Genomic DNA, 18,022 nt, shown 5'->3' on the forward strand with positions numbered 1-18,022 from the left:
ACGCGAAAACCCCGGCCGTCGGCCGGTTGGCATGCCTCTCCAGGTCCTGGGTAGCCGCAACTCCACCACCTAAACCCAGTGAAAGGTTTTTTTGCGTGCCGCAGACAGGATCAACTTCGGGGGACGTCAGCGGCGTTCCTCCCGTCACCGTGGAGCTTCCCGGCCCTGACCCCGCCGGGCCCCATCGGACCCCCCGGACGGACCGCGTGGTCTTCGGCGTCTCCGCCGCGCTCACGCTGGCCTTCGTCGTCTGGGGGGCCGTTGCCACCGACACCCTGGAGAGCGTCTCGGACAGCATGCTCTCCGGGCTGATCCACAACGGTGGATGGGCCTTCGTCCTCGCCGCCTCGGGCTTTGTGATCTTCGCCCTCTGGCTGGCCATGAGCCGCTACGGCAAGATCACGCTCGGTAAGGAGGGCGAGGAACCCGAGTTCCGCACCGTCTCATGGGTCGCGATGATGTTCAGCGCGGGCATGGGCATCGGTTTGATGTTCTACGGGGTCAGCGAGCCGCTGGCCCATTTCATGGACCCGCCGCCCGGGACCGACCCCGGCAGCGCGGCCGAGAAGATGCAGACCGCGATGTCCACCACGCTCTTCCACTGGACGCTGCACCCCTGGGCCATCTACGCGGTGGTCGGCCTGGCCATCGCGTACAGCACCTTCCGCCGCGGCCGCAGGCAGACGATCAGCGCGGTCTTCACCCCGCTCATGGGCTCGAAGAACGCCAATGGCTGGGCCGGCCGGGTGATCGACATCCTGGCCATCTTCGCCACGCTCTTCGGCTCCGCCGCCTCGCTCGGCCTCGGCGCGCTCCAGATAGGCAGCGGTGTGGAGGTGCTCGGCTGGAAGAGCGATGTGGGCACGGGGCTGCTGGTCGCCGTCATCGCGGTCCTGACGGTCGCCTTCATCGCGTCCGCCGTCTCGGGTGTCGCCAAGGGCATCCAGTGGCTGTCCAACATCAACATGGTGCTGGCGCTGTTCCTCGCCGTCTTCGTCTTCGTGGCCGGCCCGACGATCATCATCCTCGATCTGCTGCCGACCTCCATCGGCTCGTACCTCGGAGACCTGCCGCAGCTGGTGGGCCGCACCGAGGCCACCGGCGGCCAGTCGGTCGCGGACTGGCTGAGCAGCTGGACGGTCTTCTACTGGGCCTGGTGGATCTCCTGGACGCCGTTCGTGGGCATGTTCATCGCCCGGATCAGCCGCGGCCGCACCATCCGGCAGTTCGTGGGCGGTGTGATCCTGGTCCCGAGCACCGTCAGCCTGATCTGGTTCGCCATCTTCGGCGGGTCGTCGATGAAGCTCCAGGCCGCGGGGAAGCTGGGGGAGGAGTCCACCCCTGAGGGGCAGCTGTTCGGGGTGCTGGACCAGTACCCGGTCGCCGGTGTGATGAGCGTGCTGGTGATGATCCTGGTCGGCATCTTCTTCGTCTCCGGCGCCGACGCGGCGTCCATCGTGATGGGCACCCTCTCGCAGAAGGGCGCCTTCGAGCCGACCCGTTTCGTCGTCGTCTTCTGGGGTGTGGTCACGGGCGCGGTGGCGGCCGTCATGCTCCTGATCGGCGGCGGCGGTGACGACGCCCTCACCGGGTTGCAGAATCTGACGATCCTGGTGGCGGCGCCCTTCACCCTGGTGATGGTGGGCCTGTGTTGGGCCCTGCTGAAGGATCTGCGCCGCGATCCGCTGATCGTCCGGGGCGAGAAGGGCGAGGAGGCCGTCGAGATGGCGGTCATCGCCGGCCATGAGAGGTACGACGGCGAGTTCGAGATCCGTATCGGCCCGGCGACCCCGTCCGACGCCGACACCCCGTCCTCCGACGACCCGTCCGCCTCCGACAGCCCGTCCGAGAACGAGGACGGCGCGGCCGTACCGGGCGACCGCGACCCCATGGCCAAGGCCCGCTAGCCCGCCAGCCGCCTCGGCCGACCCCGCCGTCTCCACCGGGTACGGCCTTCGCCCGCCGCCCGGACCCCACGGTCCGGGCGGCGCTCCGCGCAGGGGGGAGCGGCGACGTCGGGGAAGCGGCGACCCGGGCCGCCCGGCACACCGCCGTTTCCCCTGATACCGGCCCGAACCGGGAATACTTGGGCCATGATCTCCGAGTACGTGACCTTCGGGCTGGCGCCGGCGATGCGCGCGGGTGGTGTGCTGGCCGATGGCACGTACCAGACGCACCGCGACTTCCTGGACTTCGTGGTGGACGGCCGGCCCCTGCTGGCCCGCCTGGCCGACCTGGACGCGGTCTCGCCGCTCGCCGCCGGCCTCGGACCCTCCGTCTTCGCCGAGCAGGTGCGCAGGCTGCTGCTGGAGACGGAGTCGCCGCTGGAGGGGAGCCGGTTCGTCATCTACGGCTGCCCGGAGTGCGAGGGACCGGCGTGCGGGGCCGTCACCGCCGTCGTCGAACGGGACGGTCCGGACGTCGTCTGGCGTGACTTCGGCTGGCAGACCGACGAGACCGCGGACGTCGAGCGCGACGGCTACCACGGCATCGGCCCCTACCGCTTCCGAGGCGAGGAGTACCGCGCCGCGCTGGAGCGGCTGCTGTCCGCCGACGGCGCACCCGCGCCCGAGCTCCCGGCCGGACCGCGGGCGCTGCTCATCGGGCAGCGCGCCGCCGTCCTCGCCAAGCTCGCCGCCGCGCTGCGCCGGATCGGCATCGGCGCCGAGATCACCCTGGACGCGGCCTGCGCCCACGCGGACGAACTGCGCAAATACGGTGCGGTGGTGTTCGGCCGGACGGTGGGTCAGGAGGAGCGCGACGCGGTCCGGGACGCCTTCGCCGCGGCGCGCTCGGACGCGGTGTGCGTCACCGCGCTCACCCCGCTCGTCCCCGTGCTCGTCGCCCAGGTCGAACAGGCCCTGGACCGCACCCCCCACGACCGCCGCCGCCTCCTGCGCCTGACGGCGGTGGCGGGCGGCGCCGAGGCGGTGGTCGAGATCGCGTCCGCCTGCCGGGTGCGGCTGGTGGCCCACCGCCTCGACCGGCTGTCCCGGCACCACGCGCGCGAACTCTTCGACGACGTGCTGCACCCGGGCGCCCACCGCATCCCCCTGGACACCCGCGCCCTCCGCGGCCGATCCTTCCTGGAGGCCCGCACCAGCGACACGGTGCTGGTCACCCCCGTGAAACGGTAGGGCAGACGCCGCCCCCAGGTCCCACTGAGCGGCCCGGGGCCGACCAGGGCGATCATCCCGGGCAGCCCCCGCCCCCCCGCCCCCGGCCTCGCCGTGGCAAGGCCGGGGGCGGGGGGCGAACCGCGTTGCCGCCTGGAGGGCTAGCGCTGCTTCGGGTCCAGGAGGCCCGCGCGGCGCAGGGCGTCGGCCATTGCTCCGTTCACCGGGCCCGCGTCGCGGCCTCCGCCGCGCTGGCCACGGCCGCCGCCCTGGCGCTGCTGGGGCGCGCCGCGACGGCCTCCGCCGCGCTGGCCGCGGGCGTCGTCGGAGCGGCCGCGGTCACGGCCGCCGCCGGACGGGGTGCCCGCCTCGTCGTCGAGCCGGAGCGTCAGCGAGATCCGCTTGCGCGGGATGTCGACGTCCAGGACCTTCACCCGCACGATGTCACCGGGCTTGACCACATCCCGCGGGTCCTTGACGAACGTCTTGGACATCGCGGAGACGTGCACCAGGCCGTCCTGGTGCACCCCGATGTCGACGAACGCCCCGAACGCCGCCACATTGGTGACCACGCCCTCCAGGATCATCCCGGCCGACAGGTCGCCGATCTTCTCGACGCCCTCCTTGAAGGTCGCGGTCTTGAAGGCGGGACGGGGGTCGCGGCCCGGCTTCTCGAGTTCCTTGAGGATGTCACTGACCGTCGGCAGGCCGAAGGCGTCGTCCACGAACTCGTCCGGCCGCAGGCCGCGCAGCACCGCCGTGTTGCCGATGAGGGCGGACACATCGCCGCCCGCCTTGGTGGCCATCCGCCGCACCACCGGATACGCCTCGGGGTGCACGCTCGACGCGTCCAGCGGGTCGTCGCCGCCGCGGATGCGCAGGAAGCCCGCACACTGCTCATACGCCTTGGGGCCGAGCCGGGCCACGTCCTTGAGCGCCTTACGGTTGCGGAACGGGCCGTTGCTGTCGCGGTGGGCCACGATGTTCTCCGCGAGGCCGGTGCCGATGCCCGACACCCGGCTGAGCAGCGGGGCGGAGGCCGTGTTGACGTCCACCCCCACACCGTTGACACAGTCCTCGACGACCGCGTCGAGCGAGCGGGAGAGCTTCACCTCGGACAGATCGTGCTGGTACTGGCCGACCCCGATCGACTTCGGATCGATCTTGACCAGTTCGGCCAGCGGATCCTGGAGCCGGCGCGCGATGGACACGGCACCGCGCAGCGAGACATCGAGATCCGGCAGCTCCTGTGAGGCGAAGGCGGAGGCCGAGTACACGGAGGCGCCCGCCTCCGACACCATCACCTTGGTGAGCTTCAGCTCGGGGTGCTTGCCCAGCAGCTCGCCCGCCAGCTTGTCGGTCTCGCGGGACGCCGTGCCGTTGCCGATCGCGATGAGCTCCACATCGTGCTCACGGGCCAGCCTGGCGAGCTTGGCGAGGGACTCGTCCCACTGGTTGCGGGGGACGTGCGGATAGATCGTGTCCGTGGCCGCCACCTTGCCGGTCGCGTCGACCACGGCCACCTTCACACCCGTACGGAAGCCGGGGTCGAGGCCCATCGTGGCGCGGGTGCCCGCCGGGGCGGCGAGCAGCAGATCGCGCAGGTTGGCGGCGAAGACCCGGACGGCCTCGTCCTCGGCGGCCTGCCGCAGCCGCAGCCGCAGATCGATGCCGAGGTGGACCAGGACGCGGGTGCGCCAGGCCCAGCGCACCGTGTCGGCCAGCCACTTGTCGGCGGGGCGGCCGCGGTCGGCGATGCCGAAGCGCTGGGCGATGGAGCGCTCGTAGGAGGTGGGGCCGGTCTCCTCGGAGGGCTCCTCCGGCTCCAGGGTGAGGTCGAGGACCTCCTCCTTCTCCCCGCGGAACATCGCCAGCACCCGGTGCGAGGGCAGCTCGGTGAACGGCTCGGCGAAGTCGAAGTAGTCGGCGAACTTGGCCCCCGCCTCCTCCTTGCCCTCCCGCACCTTGGTGGCCACCCGGCCGCGCGTCCACATGCGCTCGCGCAACTCGCCGATCAGGTCGGCGTCCTCGCTGAACCGCTCGGTGAGGATGGCCCGCGCTCCCTCCAGCGCCGCGGCGGCGTCCGCGACGCCCTTCTCGGCGTCCACGAAGGCGGCCGCGGCGGCCATGGGCTCCACGGTCGGGTCGCCCAGCAGCCCGTCCGCGAGGGGCTCGAGCCCCGCCTCGCGGGCGATCTGCGCCTTCGTACGCCGCTTGGGCTTGTAGGGGAGGTAGATGTCCTCCAGCCGGGCCTTGGAGTCCGCGGCGAGGACCTGCGCCTCCAGGGCCTCGTCCAGCTTGCCCTGGGAGCGGATCGACTCGAGGATCGCGGCGCGCCGCTCCTCGAGCTCCCGCAGATAGCGCAGCCGCTCCTCCAGGGAGCGCAGCTGCGCGTCGTCGAGCATCTCCGTCGCTTCCTTGCGGTAGCGCGCGATGAACGGCACGGTGGAGCCGCCGTCGAGCAGCTCGACGGCGGCTTTGACCTGCCGTTCCCGTACGCCGAGTTCCTCGGCGATCCTGCCTTCGATGGACGTCGTCACGATCACGCTCCGCTTCCGGTCTGCACTGCCCCTGCATTGTGGCAGGTGGCACCGACGAAGCGGACGCGGCGGACCCATTCGGCGGGCCGGGAGGGTCGGGGGCGGGAATCACACATGCCTGCGACGGCGCGGCCCGCCCGCCGCGTCCGAGGCACCGCCGAAGAGGCGGGCCAGCGCGCGGAAGGGAAGTGTCACCACGGTCGCGATGGCGGCACCGATGGCGCGGAGCACGTCGGCGATGGCACGGAACACGGGGACCTCCTGTCGTCCGGTGGCGGGGTCGGCGGCGGCCGCCGGGCACCGTTCGCTACGCGGCGCACGGGCAAGCGCCGGCGTGCGCGGCGCGCGTTGTGGGCGCCCGGTTGTCAGACGGCCGATCGCGCACGACAAGCGGGTATCCCGGTGTGCTGCGGCCAAACCCCGCCCGGCCGGGCGGGGCTTGTGCCGGTCCCACCGAGTCGGGGGGCTCGGCGCCGCGGCCCGCCCCGCTCGCGCCGTGCTTCCCCCCGGAGGCACGGAACGGGCGCGGGGCGGACCCCCTCGACCGGTCCGGTCCGGGCCGACCCGATCCGACCCAGTCCGGCCCGGTCCGGATCAGCGGCTCAGCGGTTGCCCAGCAGGTCCGCCGGGAAGGCGCCGTTCTCGCGGGCGGTCTTGGTGAAGGAGGCGGCCAGCTCGGTCAGCCGGGCCACGCCCGCGGCGCCCAGGTGCTCGTACGGCGCCGCGTCCAGGCGGTCCGTCTCGTCCTCCAGGGACTGGCGCAGCCGCGCGCCCTCCTCCGTCAACTCGTTGTCGGCGGTGAGCAGTCCGCGGTCGCGCAGCCGCTGCCGGCCCGCCTCCCACTCCTCGGCGCTGAAACCGCGGGTGAGCAGGACCCACTTGGTGGACATGCCCTTACCGGTCGCGGTGTGGGAGGCCAGCGCCTCGACCGCGTCGAGCCCGGCGCCGACCAGCGTCATCAGATGGCCGTCGCCGCGGTACTCGCGCAGCAGCGTGGCGGCGTGCCACAGCGCCAGATGCGGGGCGTCCGGGACGGGCAGATCGGCGTGCGCGGCGTACAGGGGGCGCGCCAGGCGGGAACACGCCTCCGTGGCGCGCAGCGCCAGCTCCGCGGCCTCGGCCATCTCCTTGGAGGCGATGACCTCCTCGCCCAGCACCCGCCGCAGCACCGAGTCGGCTGCCCGCAGCCGGGCCTCCAGGGCGGCCTCGGGGGAGACCACGTCCCACGCGGCCGGAAGGTGGCGGGCGACCAGCTCATGGCTGAAGTGGAAGAAGGTCGCGGTGACGGTGCCCGGACCCACCCGTCCCATGGCCGCCGCGCGGGAGACGAAGTAGGCGGCGGAGCTGTCCTCCAGGCCCAGCTTGGCGAGTTCCTCGCCGCAGTCGGGGGAGAAGTAGATGGTGGAGTGGATCGGGTTGACGGCGCTGTAACACTGATACGCGGCGCGCTCGGGAAGTGTGGTCATGGACCGCACGTTACCGACAGGTAGTCACATCTGGTAACCCGGAATCCCTCACAATGCGTCAGGTCTCCCCGGCCGCCGCCGGATCGCCGTCGGACCGCGCCGGTTCCCCGGCCGGCGGGGTCCAGCCGAAGCGCGCGGGGCGGCCTTCCAGGAAGGCCGCGACGCCCTCGGCGGCCTCCTCGCTCAGCCGCGCCTGCTCCTGCCAGTACGCCACCCGGTCCGGCCCGGCGGGCCCGGCCGCGAACTCCTTGGCCGCCGCCTGGGTGAGCCGCGACCGGGAGGCCAGCGTCCGCGTGAACTCCGCCACCCGCTTGTCGAGCCCGCCCACCGGCAGTACCTCGTCCACCAGCCCGGTGCGCAGCGCCCGTTCGGTGTCGATCAGCTCGCCCGAGAACAGCAGGAACTTGGCGGTGGCCGGTCCCACCAGCTCGACCAGCCGGCGGGTCGAGCCGGGGAAGTAGACGATCCCGAGCTTGGCCGGGGTGATCCCGAAGCGGGCGCCCTCTTCGGCGAACCGCAGATCGCAGGCGGCCGCGAGCTGACAGCCGCCGCCCACGCAGGAGCCGCGCACCGCCGCCAGGGTCGGCTTGGGGAAGGCGGCCAGCGCCTCCTCGGCGGGCAGCGCGAGCCCGGTGGTCTCCTCGTGCGCGTCGTACGTGGTGCCCAGCGAGCCGATGTCGGCGCCCGCGCAGAAGGAGTCCCCGTGCCCGGTGAGCACCAGTGCCCGTACGGCGGGGTCGGCGGCCAGCCGGGCCAGCAGCGGGGGCAGGGCACGCCACATGCCGGGGGTCATCGCGTTGCGCTTGGCGGGGTGGCGGATGACCACGGTCGCTATGCCGTCGGCGACCTCGTGCTCCAGACAGGGCTCCATGCGGCGGATCGTATCCGGGCCGCGTCGGAATCCTGGTGAGCAGGAACAGTCGAGCGCGTGACCCCGGCATACGCCAACGATCAAAAACGTTCGATAAGAGCCAAGTTGTGCTCAGTTCGCCGGTCCGTACCAAAGCTTCCCAACACTCGGTACGAGTGGTCGGGCCGCGGCGAGGGGTGGGTGTCGGACATGGAGACCGTCGGAAGAGTCCCCGCCGAACCGGGCCATGCCCCGCCCCCGCCCCCGCGCCCGGCCCCGCCTCCGCCGGTCGCCTACGAGGGGGTGTGGCGGTTCACCGCACCCGCCCTCGACTCCTCCGTGCCCCAGGCCCGGCACGCGGTGCGCGAGCTGCTGGCCCACCAGCGGGTTCCGGCCGACGGCGAACTGGTGGAGAGCCTGCTGCTGATCGTCTCCGAACTGGTCACCAACGCCGTACGGCACGCCGCGCTGCTCTCCCCCGAGATCGCCGTCGAGGTGGCCCTGAGCCGGGACTGGGTGCGGGTCGCCGTCGAGGACAACCACCCCTACCGGCCCGTCGCCCTGGTGGCGGACCAGGGCCGGACCGGGGGGCGTGGACTGCTGCTGGTGACGGCGATCACGGAGGCGGCGGGCGGCGTCTACGACGTCGACCACACGGCGAGCGGCGGCAAGGTGGTCTGGGCCGCCCTGCCGCTGCCCGGCGCCGCTACCAGCCCGCAGCCGTCCCGGTGAGCTCCCGGATCGCCGGACGGGCCGCGTCCAGCACGGTCATGAACCACGCCGAGAACGGCCCCTCGGTGCGCAGCTTCTCCAGCTCGTCGGGGGTGACGAAGGCGACCTCGGCGATCTCCTCGGGATCGGGGCGCGGCGCCACCCGCACCAGCCCCGCGAAGAGGTGGTTGTACTCCTGCTCCACCAGGCCCGAGGCCGGGTCGGGGTGGTTGTAGCGGACCGTGCCCGCCTCCCGCAGCAGCGTGGGCGCCACGCCCAGCTCCTCACCGGTGCGCCGGGCGGCGGCCACGAACGGCGGCTCACCGGGGTAGGGGTGGCCGCAGCAGGTATTGGACCAGACCCCGGGGGAGTGGTACTTGCCCAGTGCGCGGCGCTGGAGCAGCAGGCGTCCTCTGTCGTCGAACAGGAACACGGAGAACGCCCGGTGCAGCCGGCCGGGCGCGAGATGCGCGGAGAGCTTCTCCGCGGTGCCGATCGTCGTACCGTCCTCGTCGACCAGCTCGAGCATGATCGGTTCCGCGGAACCACTCGGTGCGGAGGGCGCGGCCGTCTCGGCGGAGCCGCCGTTGGCAGGTGTGATCGGCATGACCATCCTCATAGTTCCGACTCGTGAACGTCCAAGTCTGCCGCAACTGTGCCGCCTGACCGTGTCAGTGGCACAGTTCGGCTTTGTGACCAGCATGCCCATCCGGTTCCCGCTAAGGTGCGGTGCCCGACGTCGAAACGCTCAGCCGCGCCGGGCCTCGGGGTGGTGCCGGCACCACCCCGCCCAGGCCGACTCCACCATCGCGCGGACATCGTGCCGGGCGCTCCAGCCCAGCTCCTTGGTGATCAGTTCGGTGGATCCGACGACCCGGGCCGGATCGCCCGCCCGGCGCGGACCGGTCACCGGAGTCAGTTCCGGGCGGCCGGTGATCTCACCGATCAGATCGGCCATCTCACGTACCGAGACGCCCTGACCGGTGCCGATGTTCACCGTGAGATCGCCCGGCGCCCGCTGCGCGGCCAGCCGGCGGGCCACGGCCAGATGGGCCGAGGCCAGGTCCTCGACATGGATGTAGTCGCGCACACAGGTGCCGTCGGGGGTGTCGTAGTCGTCACCGAAGATCAGGGGCGGCTGCCCCGCGGTGATCCGCTCGAACATCATCGGGATGACATTGGACACTCCGGTGTCGGCCAGCTCGGGGCGCGTGGCCCCCGCCACATTGAAGTAGCGCAGACAGGCCGTGGCGAGGGAGTGGGCCGCGCCCGCCGCCCTGACCAGCCATTCTCCGGCCAGCTTGGTTTCTCCGTAGGGATTGATCGGCCGGCACGGGGTGTCCTCGGTGACACGTTCCACATCGGGCATGCCGTAGACGGCGGCGGAGGAGGAGAAGAGGAAACGGCTGACCCCGGCCGCGACCGCCGCCTCCAGCAGCACCGTGAGCCCGTGCACATTCTCCCGGTAGTAGCGCAGCGGCTGCTCCACGGACTCCGCCACCTGCTTCTTCGCCGCGAGATGCACCACACCGGTCACGTTCAGCTCGGCGAAGGCGCGGTCCAGCAGCTCACGGTCGAGGGTGGAGCCGCATACCAGCGGGACGTCCTCGGGCAGCCGCGTCCGGACGCCGTCGGACAGATCGTCGAGCACGGCCACCGGCTCACCCGCCTCGGCCATGGCCCGCACGACATGCGACCCGATATATCCGGCACCACCTGTGATCAGCCATGTCATGCCCCGCACCCTATCCGCGGCGGGGCGGTCGCCGTTTGTGAAGGACAGCCGCCATCGACCATGATGATCGGCGGCGCGGAAGCGGTCGTTCCCCCGATCGTGTGGTGAATGTGCGGTGAACGGACGCTTCCATCGATCCGATAGCCTCTGCCGGACGTGCCGCCCGCCCCTCGTGGGGCCAGGGCGTGCGATGCCCGTTGTCCGCAGGGCCCAGGCCGGTGCCGCCAGTGGCGCGGCCACCATGTCAGCTGCCAAGGAGTGAGTTCGTCTGTCGACCGCGATTCTCACCGGTGCGCCGATCGCCGGCTCGTCCCTCGAGGGCGACCTGCGGTCGCTGGGCTTCGACGTGCGTACGGCGGCCGACGCCGCCGGCGTCACGGCGGCGCTCGCCGCCGTCCCCGCCCGGGAGCGGGTGGCCCTCGTCGACCCCCGCTTCGTCGGCCACGTCCACGCCCTGCGGCTGGCCCTCACCGACCCCCGCTTCCCCGCGGCCGCGACGCGCGGAGCACTGAGCGTCCAGCCCGAGGCGCGTACGGCACTGGCCCGCGCGGCGGCCGCTTCGGCCGCCGGGAACGGCGGTGGGGCGCTCCCCGCCGTCCCGGCATCGGTGCCCGCCACCGTGCCCGGCGGGGCGGGACCGGCCCAGCCGCCCGTCGGCTCCGCGCCGGACCCCGGCGCCGGGGCGTCCGCCGTCGGCGCGCTCGCCGCCGCGCCCGGTGAGGCCGCGCCCGCGGCCACTCCGGGCGCTGCCGACGCCCCCTCCTGGGTGGACGACATCGCCGCGCGTCTCGACGCCGACGGCGTCGCCGTCCACCGGCCCGAGCTCGGGGTGCTCGTCGCCGCCGTGCCCGGCGACGCGCCGGCGCGGGCGAGGGCGCGTGACGCCGTGGACGCGGTGGACGACGAGCGGGTGCGGCTGCGGAGTGCCGTGAAGTCGCGGGACGGCTTCTTCACGACCTTCTGCATCAGCCCCTACTCCCGCTATATCGCCCGCTGGTGCGCCCGGCGCGGGCTGACCCCCAACCAGGTCACCACCGCCTCCCTCCTCACCGCGCTCATCGCGGCGGCCTGCGCCGCCACCGGCACCCGGCCCGGGTTCGTCTCGGCCGGGGTGCTGCTGATCGCCTCGTTCGTGCTCGACTGCACCGACGGGCAGCTGGCCCGCTACTCGCTGCAGTACTCCACGCTCGGCGCCTGGCTGGACGCCACGTTCGACCGGGCCAAGGAGTACGCCTACTACGCGGGCCTCGCCCTCGGCGCCGCCCGCGCCGACGGCGATGACGTATGGGCGCTCGCGCTCGGCGCGATGGTGCTCCAGACCTGCCGCCACGTGGTGGACTTCGCCTTCAACGAGGCCAACCACGACGCCACCGGCAACACCAGCCCCACCGCCGCCCTCTCCGGCCGCCTCGACAGCGTCGGCTGGACGGTCTGGCTGCGCCGCATGGTCGTGCTGCCGATCGGTGAGCGCTGGGCGATGATCGCCGTGCTGACCGCGTTCACCACCCCCCGTATCACCTTCGCGGTGCTGCTCATCGGCTGCGCGCTGGCCGCCTGCTACACCACCGCCGGCCGGGTGCTGCGCTCGCTCACCCGCCGGGCGGAGCGTACCGACCGGGCGGCCCGCGCCCTCGCGGAGCTGGCGGACTCCGGTCCGCTCGCCGAGTCGGCCGCCAAGGCGGCCGCCCGTAAGGCGGGTTCCTACCTCGCCCCGCTCTCGGCCGCCCTCGGGGCCGCGGCCGTCCTGGCCGGCACCGCGGCCGCCGGTTTCGGCTCCTGGGTGCCCGTCGGATGCGCCGTGCTCTACGCGGTCCTCGCGGGGGTCGCCGTCGCCGCGCCCCTCAAGGGCCCGCTCGACTGGCTGGTGCCGCCGCTCTTCCGCGCCGCCGAATACGGCACCATCCTGATCCTGGCGGCCCGCTCGGAGGTGAACGGCGCCTTGCCGGCGGCTTTCGGGCTGGTTGCGGCGGTCGCCTACCATCACTACGACACGGTGTACCGCATCCGCGGTGGCACCGGGGCGCCCCCGCGGCGGCTGGTGCGGGCGATCGGCGGGCACGAGGGGCGGACGGTGGTGGTCACGCTCGCCGCTGCCCTGCTGCACCACCAGAACCAAGGTTTCACCATCGCGTTGACCGCTCTCGCGGCGGCCCTCGCGCTGACGGTGCTCATCGAGAGCATCCGCTTCTGGGTGTCCTCCAAAGCACCCGCAGTACACGACGAAACAGGAGAACCCGCATGATCGGCCTTGTGCTCGCGGCCGGCGCCGGACGGCGTCTGCGTCCCTACACCGACACGCTCCCCAAGGCCCTGGTGCCCGTAGGACCCGAGGGGAAGGAAGGCGAGACGACCGTCCTCGACCTGACCCTCGGCAACTTCGCGGAGGTCGGTCTGACCGAGGTCGCCATCGTCGTCGGCTACCGCAAGGAGGCCGTGTACGAGCGCAAGGAGGCCCTGGAGCAGCGGTACGGCCTCAAGCTCACGCTGATCGACAACGACAAGGCCGAGGAGTGGAACAACGCCTACTCCCTCTGGTGCGCCCGTGACGCGATCAAGCACTCCGTGATCCTCGCCAACGGCGACACCGTGCACCCGGTCTCCGTCGAGAAGACCCTGCTGGCCGCGCGCGGCAACGGCCAGAAGATCATCCTCGCGCTGGACACGGCCAAGCAGCTCGCCGAGGAGGAGATGAAGGTCGTCGCCGACCCCGACAAGGGCGTGCGGAGGATCACCAAGCTGATGGACCCGGCCGAGGCGACCGGTGAGTACATCGGCGTCACCCTCATCGAGGGCGAGGCCGCCGCGGACCTCGCGGACGCGCTGAAGGCCACGTACGAGCGCGACCCCCAGCTGTACTACGAGGACGGCTACCAGGAGCTGGTCAACCGCGGCTTCCAGGTCGACGTGGCCCCGATCGGCGACGTCAAGTGGGTCGAGATCGACAACCATGACGACCTGGCGAAGGGCCGTGAGATCGCGTGCCAGTACTGACGAGGCTCATCCCCTCGCCGCTCGTCGTCGACATTCGCGCGGGCGCCCTGGACGATCTCGCGGGGGTCCTCGCCGACCAGCGGATCTCCGCCTCCGGCAAGCTGGCCATCGCCATCAGCGGCGGCTCCGGCGCCCTGCTGCGCGAGCGGCTGGCGCCGGCGCTGCCGGGCGCCAGCTGGTACGAGGTCGGCGGCGGCACCCTGGATGACGCGATCAAGCTCGCCGACGCCATGAAGTCGGGCCACTACGACGCGGTCGTGGGGCTCGGCGGCGGCAAGATCATCGACTGTGCGAAGTTCGCCGCGGCGCGGATCGGCCTGCCGCTGGTCGCCGTCGCCACCAACCTCTCGCACGACGGTCTGTGCTCCCCGGTCGCGACCCTCGACAACGACGCGGGCCGCGGCTCGTACGGGGTGCCCAACCCGATCGCCGTGGTCATCGACCTCGATGTGATCCGCGAGGCGCCGGTCCGCTATGTGCGCTCCGGTATCGGCGACGCGCTCTCCAACATCTCCGCGGTCGCCGACTGGGAGCTGTCCAACCGCGAGACCGGCGAGCAGATCGACGGACTCGCCGCCGCCATGGCACGCCAGGCGGGCGAGGCCGTGCTGCGCCACCCCGGCGGGGTCGGCGACGACGCCTTCCTCCAGGTGCTGGCCGAGGGACTGGTGCTCACCGGCATCTCCATGTCGGTCGCGGGGGACTCCCGCCCGGCGTCCGGTGCCTGCCACGAGATCAACCACGCCTTCGACCTGCTCTTCCCCAAGCGCGCCGCCAGCCATGGCGAGCAGTGCGGCCTGGCCGCCGCCTTCGCGATGCGGCTGCGCGGGGCGCACGAGGAGTCGGCGCACATGGCCGAGGTGCTGCACCGGCACGGTCTGCCCGTGCTGCCCGAGGAGATCGGCTTCACCGTGGACGAGTTCGTCCAGGTCGTGGAGTTCGCTCCGAAGACGCGCCCCGGCCGCTACACGATCCTCGAGCACCTCGACCTCTCATCCGACGCGATCAGGGACGCATACGCCGACCATGCCAAAGCAGTCAGTCAAGCCATCAGTGGCTGAACTCCGCCCGGTCGTCCACCCCGCGGGGGTGAAGGACCGGCGGAGCGGTGAGCACTGGGCCGGGCGCCTCTACATGCGCGAGATCTCGCTGCGCTGCGACCGGCACCTGGTGAACACGCGGGTCACGCCCAACCAGCTGACGTATCTGATGACCGTCTTCGGCGTCCTCGCCGCCCCGGCCCTGCTGGTGCCGGGGATCGCGGGCGCCGTGCTCGGGGTGCTGATGGTCCAGCTCTACCTGCTGCTGGACTGCGTGGACGGCGAGATAGCCCGCTGGAAGAAGCAGTTCTCGCTGGGCGGTGTGTATCTGGACCGGGTCGGCGCCTACCTGTGCGACGCCGCGGTGCTCGTCGGCTTCGGTCTGCGCGCGGCCGACCTGTGGGGCTCCGGGCGGATCGACTGGCTGTGGGCGTTCCTCGGCACCCTCGCCGCGCTCGGTGCCATCCTGATCAAGGCCGAGACCGACCTGGTCGGGGTCGCCCGGCACCAGGGCGGTCTGCCACCGGTCAAGGAGGCGGCCTCCGAGCCGCGCTCGTCCGGTATGGCGCTGGCCCGCAGGGCGGCCGCGGCGCTGAAGTTCCACCGGCTGGTCCTCGGGGTCGAGGCGTCGCTGCTCATCCTCGTGGTGGCGGTCGTGGACCAGGTGCGCGGCGACCTGTTCTTCACCCGGCTGGGCGTTGCCGTACTGGCCGGTATCGCCCTTCTGCAAACCCTGCTTCACCTCGTGTCCATCCTCGCGTCGAGCAGGCTCAAGTGAACCCGAGCACCATGAAGGTCGGAGCGATCGTCCTGACGATGGGCAATCGCCCCGAGGAGCTGCGCGCACTCCTCGACTCGGTCGCCAAGCAGGACGGCGACCCGGTCGAGGTGGTCGTCGTGGGCAACGGATCGCCGCTGCCCACGCTTCCCGAGGGCGTCCGGACCGTCGAGCTGCCCGAGAACGTGGGCATCCCGGCGGGCCGCAACGTCGGCATCGAGGCGTTCGGACCCGGTGGGTCGGACGTCGATGTGCTGCTGTTCCTCGACGACGACGGGCTGCTGCCGGGCACCGACACGGCCGAACTGTGCCGGCAGGCGTTCGCCGCCGATCCCGGGCTCGGCATCATCTCGTTCCGCATCGCCGACCCCGACACCGGTGTCACCCAGCGTCGCCATGTGCCCCGGCTGCGTGCCTCGGACCCCCTGCGGTCCTCCCGGGTGACCACCTTCCTGGGCGGCGCCAACGCGGTCCGTACCGCGGTGTTCCAGCAGGTCGGAGGGTTGCCGGACGAATTCTTCTACGCGCACGAGGAGACCGATCTGGCCTGGCGGGCGCTGGACGCCGGCTGGATGATCGATTACCGGTCGGACATGGTGCTGCACCATCCGACCACCGCGCCGAGCAGGCACGCGGTCTACCACCGGATGGTGGCCCGCAACCGGGTCTGGCTGGCCCGGCGTAACCTTCCTGCCCTGCTCGTACCCGTCTACCTGGGCGTCTGGCTGCTGCTCACACTGGCCAGACGTCCGTCGAAAACCGCACTTCGGGCCTGGTTCGGAGGGTTCAGGGAAGGCTGGAAGACACCGTGTGGTCCACGTCGGCCCATGAAGTGGCGTACGGTATGGCGCCTGACCCGACTGGGCCGACCTCCTGTCATCTGACAAGCTCGTATCGAAGAGCATCGGGCGCGACCCGGGGCGCGGCCCCGCTCAGCGCACCCTGAAGACGAAAGTGTCAACTGTGAGCGAGACTACGCACGACGGTGCGGTAGCCGTGAGTGCCCCGCCATCAGCCGACGACGGCCTGTCCCCGGCCGAGCTGGCGAAGAAGTACGGGCTGTCGGTGAGCGGCGCCCGGGTGGGCCTCGGCGAGTACATCCGCCAGATGTGGGGCAGGCGCCACTTCATCCTGGCCTTTTCGCAGGCCAAGCTCACCGCCCAGTACAGCCAGGCCAAGCTCGGCCAGCTGTGGCAGGTGGTGACCCCGCTGCTCAACGCCGCGGTGTACTTCTTCATCTTCGGCCTGCTGCTGGGCGGCCGGGGCGGTATGAAGAACGACATGTACATCCCGTTCCTGGTGACGGGCGTGTTCGTCTTCACCTTCTCGCAGGCCTCCGCGATGGCCGGGGTGCGTGCCATCTCGGGGAACCTGGGCCTGGTGCGGGCCCTGCACTTCCCGCGTGCCTCGCTCCCCATCTCGTTCGCGCTCCAGCAGCTCCAGCAACTGCTCTTCTCGATGATCGTGCTGGTCGTCGTCCTGCTGGGCTTCGGGCACTTCCCGGACTTCGCATGGCTGCTGGTCGTCCCGGCCCTGGCGCTGCAGTTCGTCTTCAACACCGGTCTGGCGCTCATCCTGGCCCGGATGGGGGCCAAGACCCCGGACCTGGCGCAGCTGCTGCCGTTCCTCCTGCGCACCTGGATGTACGCCTCCGGCGTGATGTACCCGCTGGAGCACATGCTCAACAAGGCGGGAGCGCACCCTTGGGTGTCCGATCTCCTGCTGGCCAACCCGGCGGCGGTCTACATGGACCTGATGCGCTACGCCCTGATCAACGACTACCCCTCGTCGAACCTGCCGCCGCACGTCTGGGCGCTGGCACTGGGGTGGGCGGTGCTGATCGGCTTCGGGGGTTTCGTGTACTTCTGGAAGGCAGAGGAGCAGTACGGCCGTGGCTGAGCAAACCCTTGACAAGGCAGATAAAGCCGCCAAGGCGGACAAGACCGCCGAGGAGGGCCGGGCCGCCAAGGCGGGCGAGGGGGTCCAGGGGGCTCGCGCCGAGGCGCGGGTGCCCACCGTCATCGCCGACGACGTCCACATCGTCTACCGCGTCAACGGCGGCCCCAAGGGCCGGGGCAGTGCCACCGCCGCCCTCAGCCGCATCCTGGGCCGCAAGGGCGCCCCGGGCATGCGCGAGGTGCACGCTGTGCGCGGGGTCACCTTCGTGGCGTACAAGGGTGAGTCGATCGGTCTGATCGGGTCCAACGGCTCCGGCAAGTCGACCCTCCTCAAGGCCGTCGCGGGGCTGCTGCCCACCGAGCGCGGCAGTGTCTACACCGACGGCCAGCCGTCGCTGCTCGGTGTGAACGCGGCGCTGATGAACGACCTCACCGGTGAGCGGAACGTCATCCTGGGCGGTCTGGCCATGGGGATGTCGCGGGAGCAGATCCGTGAGCGCTACCAGGACATCGTGGACTTCTCGGGCATCAACGAGAAGGGTGACTTCATCACCCTGCCGATGCGGACCTACTCCTCCGGTATGGCGGCCCGGCTGCGCTTCTCCATCGCCGCGGCCAAGGATCACGACGTGCTGATGATCGACGAGGCGCTGGCCACCGGTGACCGGAAGTTCCAGAAGCGCTCCGAGGCCCGCATCCGGGAGCTGCGGAAGGACGCCGGAACGGTCTTCCTCGTCAGCCACAACAACAAGTCCATCCGGGACACCTGCGACCGGGTGCTGTGGCTGGAGAAGGGCGAGCTGTTGATGGACGGCCCGACCGACGAGGTCATCAAGGCGTACGAGAAGGAGACCGGCAAGTAGCCGCACCGCGAACGCCGGCCCTATAGACCATCAG

Annotated in this window: 16 protein-coding genes; 10 read left to right on the forward strand and 6 right to left on the reverse strand. The window is 71.7% G+C overall.

What is annotated here, in order from left to right; all coding sequences use genetic code 11:
• Positions 1 to 95 precede the first annotated feature (95 nt).
• Positions 96 to 1,907 (forward strand): BCCT family transporter, encoded by a 1,812-nt coding sequence (locus PS467_RS32890; protein ID WP_432280669.1) that lies wholly within the window; start codon positions 96 to 98, stop codon positions 1,905 to 1,907.
• A gap of 186 nt (positions 1,908 to 2,093) precedes the next feature.
• Entirely contained in the window at positions 2,094 to 3,137 is a 1,044-nt protein-coding gene (locus tag PS467_RS32895; protein WP_311038271.1) for an oxidoreductase, read from the forward strand.
• A gap of 140 nt (positions 3,138 to 3,277) precedes the next feature.
• Here PS467_RS32895 and PS467_RS32900 read toward each other — a convergent pair whose 3' ends face one another.
• The 4 genes from PS467_RS32900 to PS467_RS32915 form a co-directional block, all read right to left on the reverse strand.
• Positions 3,278 to 5,656 carry a Tex family protein gene (locus tag PS467_RS32900; protein WP_268975320.1) on the reverse strand — a complete coding sequence of 793 codons (2,379 nt, stop codon included), beginning with the start codon at positions 5,654 to 5,656 and terminating at the stop codon, positions 3,278 to 3,280.
• A gap of 108 nt (positions 5,657 to 5,764) precedes the next feature.
• On the reverse strand, positions 5,765 to 5,908 hold the full coding sequence (locus tag PS467_RS32905) for an LPFR motif small protein (RefSeq protein WP_164502495.1): 144 nt from the start codon (positions 5,906 to 5,908) through the stop codon (positions 5,765 to 5,767).
• A gap of 350 nt (positions 5,909 to 6,258) precedes the next feature.
• Complete coding sequence (locus PS467_RS32910; protein ID WP_311038272.1) at positions 6,259 to 7,122, reverse strand: SCO6745 family protein; 864 nt, start codon at positions 7,120 to 7,122, stop codon at positions 6,259 to 6,261.
• Between the two features lie 58 nt (positions 7,123 to 7,180).
• A complete protein-coding gene (locus PS467_RS32915) occupies positions 7,181 to 7,993 on the reverse strand; it encodes an enoyl-CoA hydratase/isomerase family protein (protein ID WP_311038273.1) in 813 nt (270 codons plus the stop codon).
• A 189-nt stretch (positions 7,994 to 8,182) separates the two neighbouring features.
• Between PS467_RS32915 and PS467_RS32920 the strand changes: the two genes are divergently transcribed.
• Positions 8,183 to 8,704, forward strand: a complete 522-nt coding sequence (locus tag PS467_RS32920) for an ATP-binding protein (protein ID WP_311038274.1) — start codon at positions 8,183 to 8,185, stop codon at positions 8,702 to 8,704.
• On the opposite strand, the gene idi is transcribed toward PS467_RS32920, so the two are convergent.
• Together idi and galE are read right to left on the reverse strand one after the other, a co-directional pair.
• Positions 8,679 to 9,290 carry an isopentenyl-diphosphate Delta-isomerase gene (idi, locus tag PS467_RS32925; protein WP_311038275.1) on the reverse strand — a complete coding sequence of 204 codons (612 nt, stop codon included), beginning with the start codon at positions 9,288 to 9,290 and terminating at the stop codon, positions 8,679 to 8,681. The genes PS467_RS32920 and idi overlap by 26 nt on opposite strands.
• 141 nt (positions 9,291 to 9,431) lie before the next feature.
• Positions 9,432 to 10,418 carry a UDP-glucose 4-epimerase GalE gene (gene galE, locus PS467_RS32930; protein ID WP_311038276.1) on the reverse strand — a complete coding sequence of 329 codons (987 nt, stop codon included), beginning with the start codon at positions 10,416 to 10,418 and terminating at the stop codon, positions 9,432 to 9,434.
• Positions 10,419 to 10,716: 298 nt separating this feature from the next.
• On the opposite strand from galE, the gene PS467_RS32935 reads away from it, so the two are divergent.
• From PS467_RS32935 to PS467_RS32965, 7 genes are all read left to right on the forward strand, one after another.
• Positions 10,717 to 12,660, forward strand: coding sequence for a DUF5941 domain-containing protein (locus PS467_RS32935; protein WP_432280771.1), 1,944 nt, complete (start codon positions 10,717 to 10,719; stop codon positions 12,658 to 12,660).
• On the forward strand, positions 12,657 to 13,409 hold the full coding sequence (locus PS467_RS32940; RefSeq protein WP_268975327.1) for a phosphocholine cytidylyltransferase family protein: 753 nt from the start codon (positions 12,657 to 12,659) through the stop codon (positions 13,407 to 13,409). The genes PS467_RS32935 and PS467_RS32940 overlap by 4 nt, the downstream gene beginning before the upstream one ends.
• On the forward strand, positions 13,397 to 14,470 hold the full coding sequence (locus PS467_RS32945; protein ID WP_268975328.1) for an iron-containing alcohol dehydrogenase family protein: 1,074 nt from the start codon (positions 13,397 to 13,399) through the stop codon (positions 14,468 to 14,470). Before PS467_RS32940 ends, PS467_RS32945 begins: the two co-directional genes overlap by 13 nt.
• On the forward strand, positions 14,436 to 15,227 hold the full coding sequence (locus PS467_RS32950; RefSeq protein WP_268975330.1) for a CDP-alcohol phosphatidyltransferase family protein: 792 nt from the start codon (positions 14,436 to 14,438) through the stop codon (positions 15,225 to 15,227). The genes PS467_RS32945 and PS467_RS32950 overlap by 35 nt, the downstream gene beginning before the upstream one ends.
• Before the next feature lie 11 nt (positions 15,228 to 15,238).
• The gene (locus PS467_RS32955) at positions 15,239 to 16,111 is read left to right on the forward strand and encodes a glycosyltransferase family 2 protein (RefSeq protein ID WP_311040032.1); all 873 of its coding nucleotides are present in this window, start codon (positions 15,239 to 15,241) and stop codon (positions 16,109 to 16,111) included.
• Positions 16,112 to 16,190: 79 nt separating this feature from the next.
• Positions 16,191 to 17,126, forward strand: coding sequence for an ABC transporter permease (locus tag PS467_RS32960; RefSeq protein WP_311038278.1), 936 nt, complete (start codon positions 16,191 to 16,193; stop codon positions 17,124 to 17,126).
• Positions 17,119 to 17,988, forward strand: a complete 870-nt coding sequence (locus PS467_RS32965; protein ID WP_311038279.1) for an ABC transporter ATP-binding protein — start codon at positions 17,119 to 17,121, stop codon at positions 17,986 to 17,988. Before PS467_RS32960 ends, PS467_RS32965 begins: the two co-directional genes overlap by 8 nt.
• The last annotated feature ends 34 nt before the right edge of the window (positions 17,989 to 18,022 follow it).

The sequence above is a fragment of the Streptomyces luomodiensis genome, from assembly GCF_031679605.1.
Taxonomy (GTDB): domain Bacteria; phylum Actinomycetota; class Actinomycetes; order Streptomycetales; family Streptomycetaceae; genus Streptomyces; species Streptomyces luomodiensis.

Excerpts from the sequence above, each read along its gene's own strand:
- PS467_RS32895 (WP_311038271.1), top strand. The coding sequence starts at position 2,094 with ATGATCTCCGAGTACGTGACCTTCGGGCTGGCGCCGGCGATGCGCGCG.
- PS467_RS32910 (WP_311038272.1), bottom strand. The coding sequence starts at position 7,122 with ATGACCACACTTCCCGAGCGCGCCGCGTATCAGTGTTACAGCGCCGTC.
- PS467_RS32915 (WP_311038273.1), bottom strand. The coding sequence starts at position 7,993 with ATGGAGCCCTGTCTGGAGCACGAGGTCGCCGACGGCATAGCGACCGTG.
- PS467_RS32920 (WP_311038274.1), top strand. The coding sequence starts at position 8,183 with ATGGAGACCGTCGGAAGAGTCCCCGCCGAACCGGGCCATGCCCCGCCC.
- idi (WP_311038275.1), bottom strand. The coding sequence starts at position 9,290 with ATGCCGATCACACCTGCCAACGGCGGCTCCGCCGAGACGGCCGCGCCC.
- galE (WP_311038276.1), bottom strand. The coding sequence starts at position 10,418 with ATGACATGGCTGATCACAGGTGGTGCCGGATATATCGGGTCGCATGTC.
- PS467_RS32940 (WP_268975327.1), top strand. The coding sequence starts at position 12,657 with ATGATCGGCCTTGTGCTCGCGGCCGGCGCCGGACGGCGTCTGCGTCCC.
- PS467_RS32950 (WP_268975330.1), top strand. The coding sequence starts at position 14,436 with ATGCCAAAGCAGTCAGTCAAGCCATCAGTGGCTGAACTCCGCCCGGTC.
- PS467_RS32955 (WP_311040032.1), top strand. The coding sequence starts at position 15,239 with ATGAAGGTCGGAGCGATCGTCCTGACGATGGGCAATCGCCCCGAGGAG.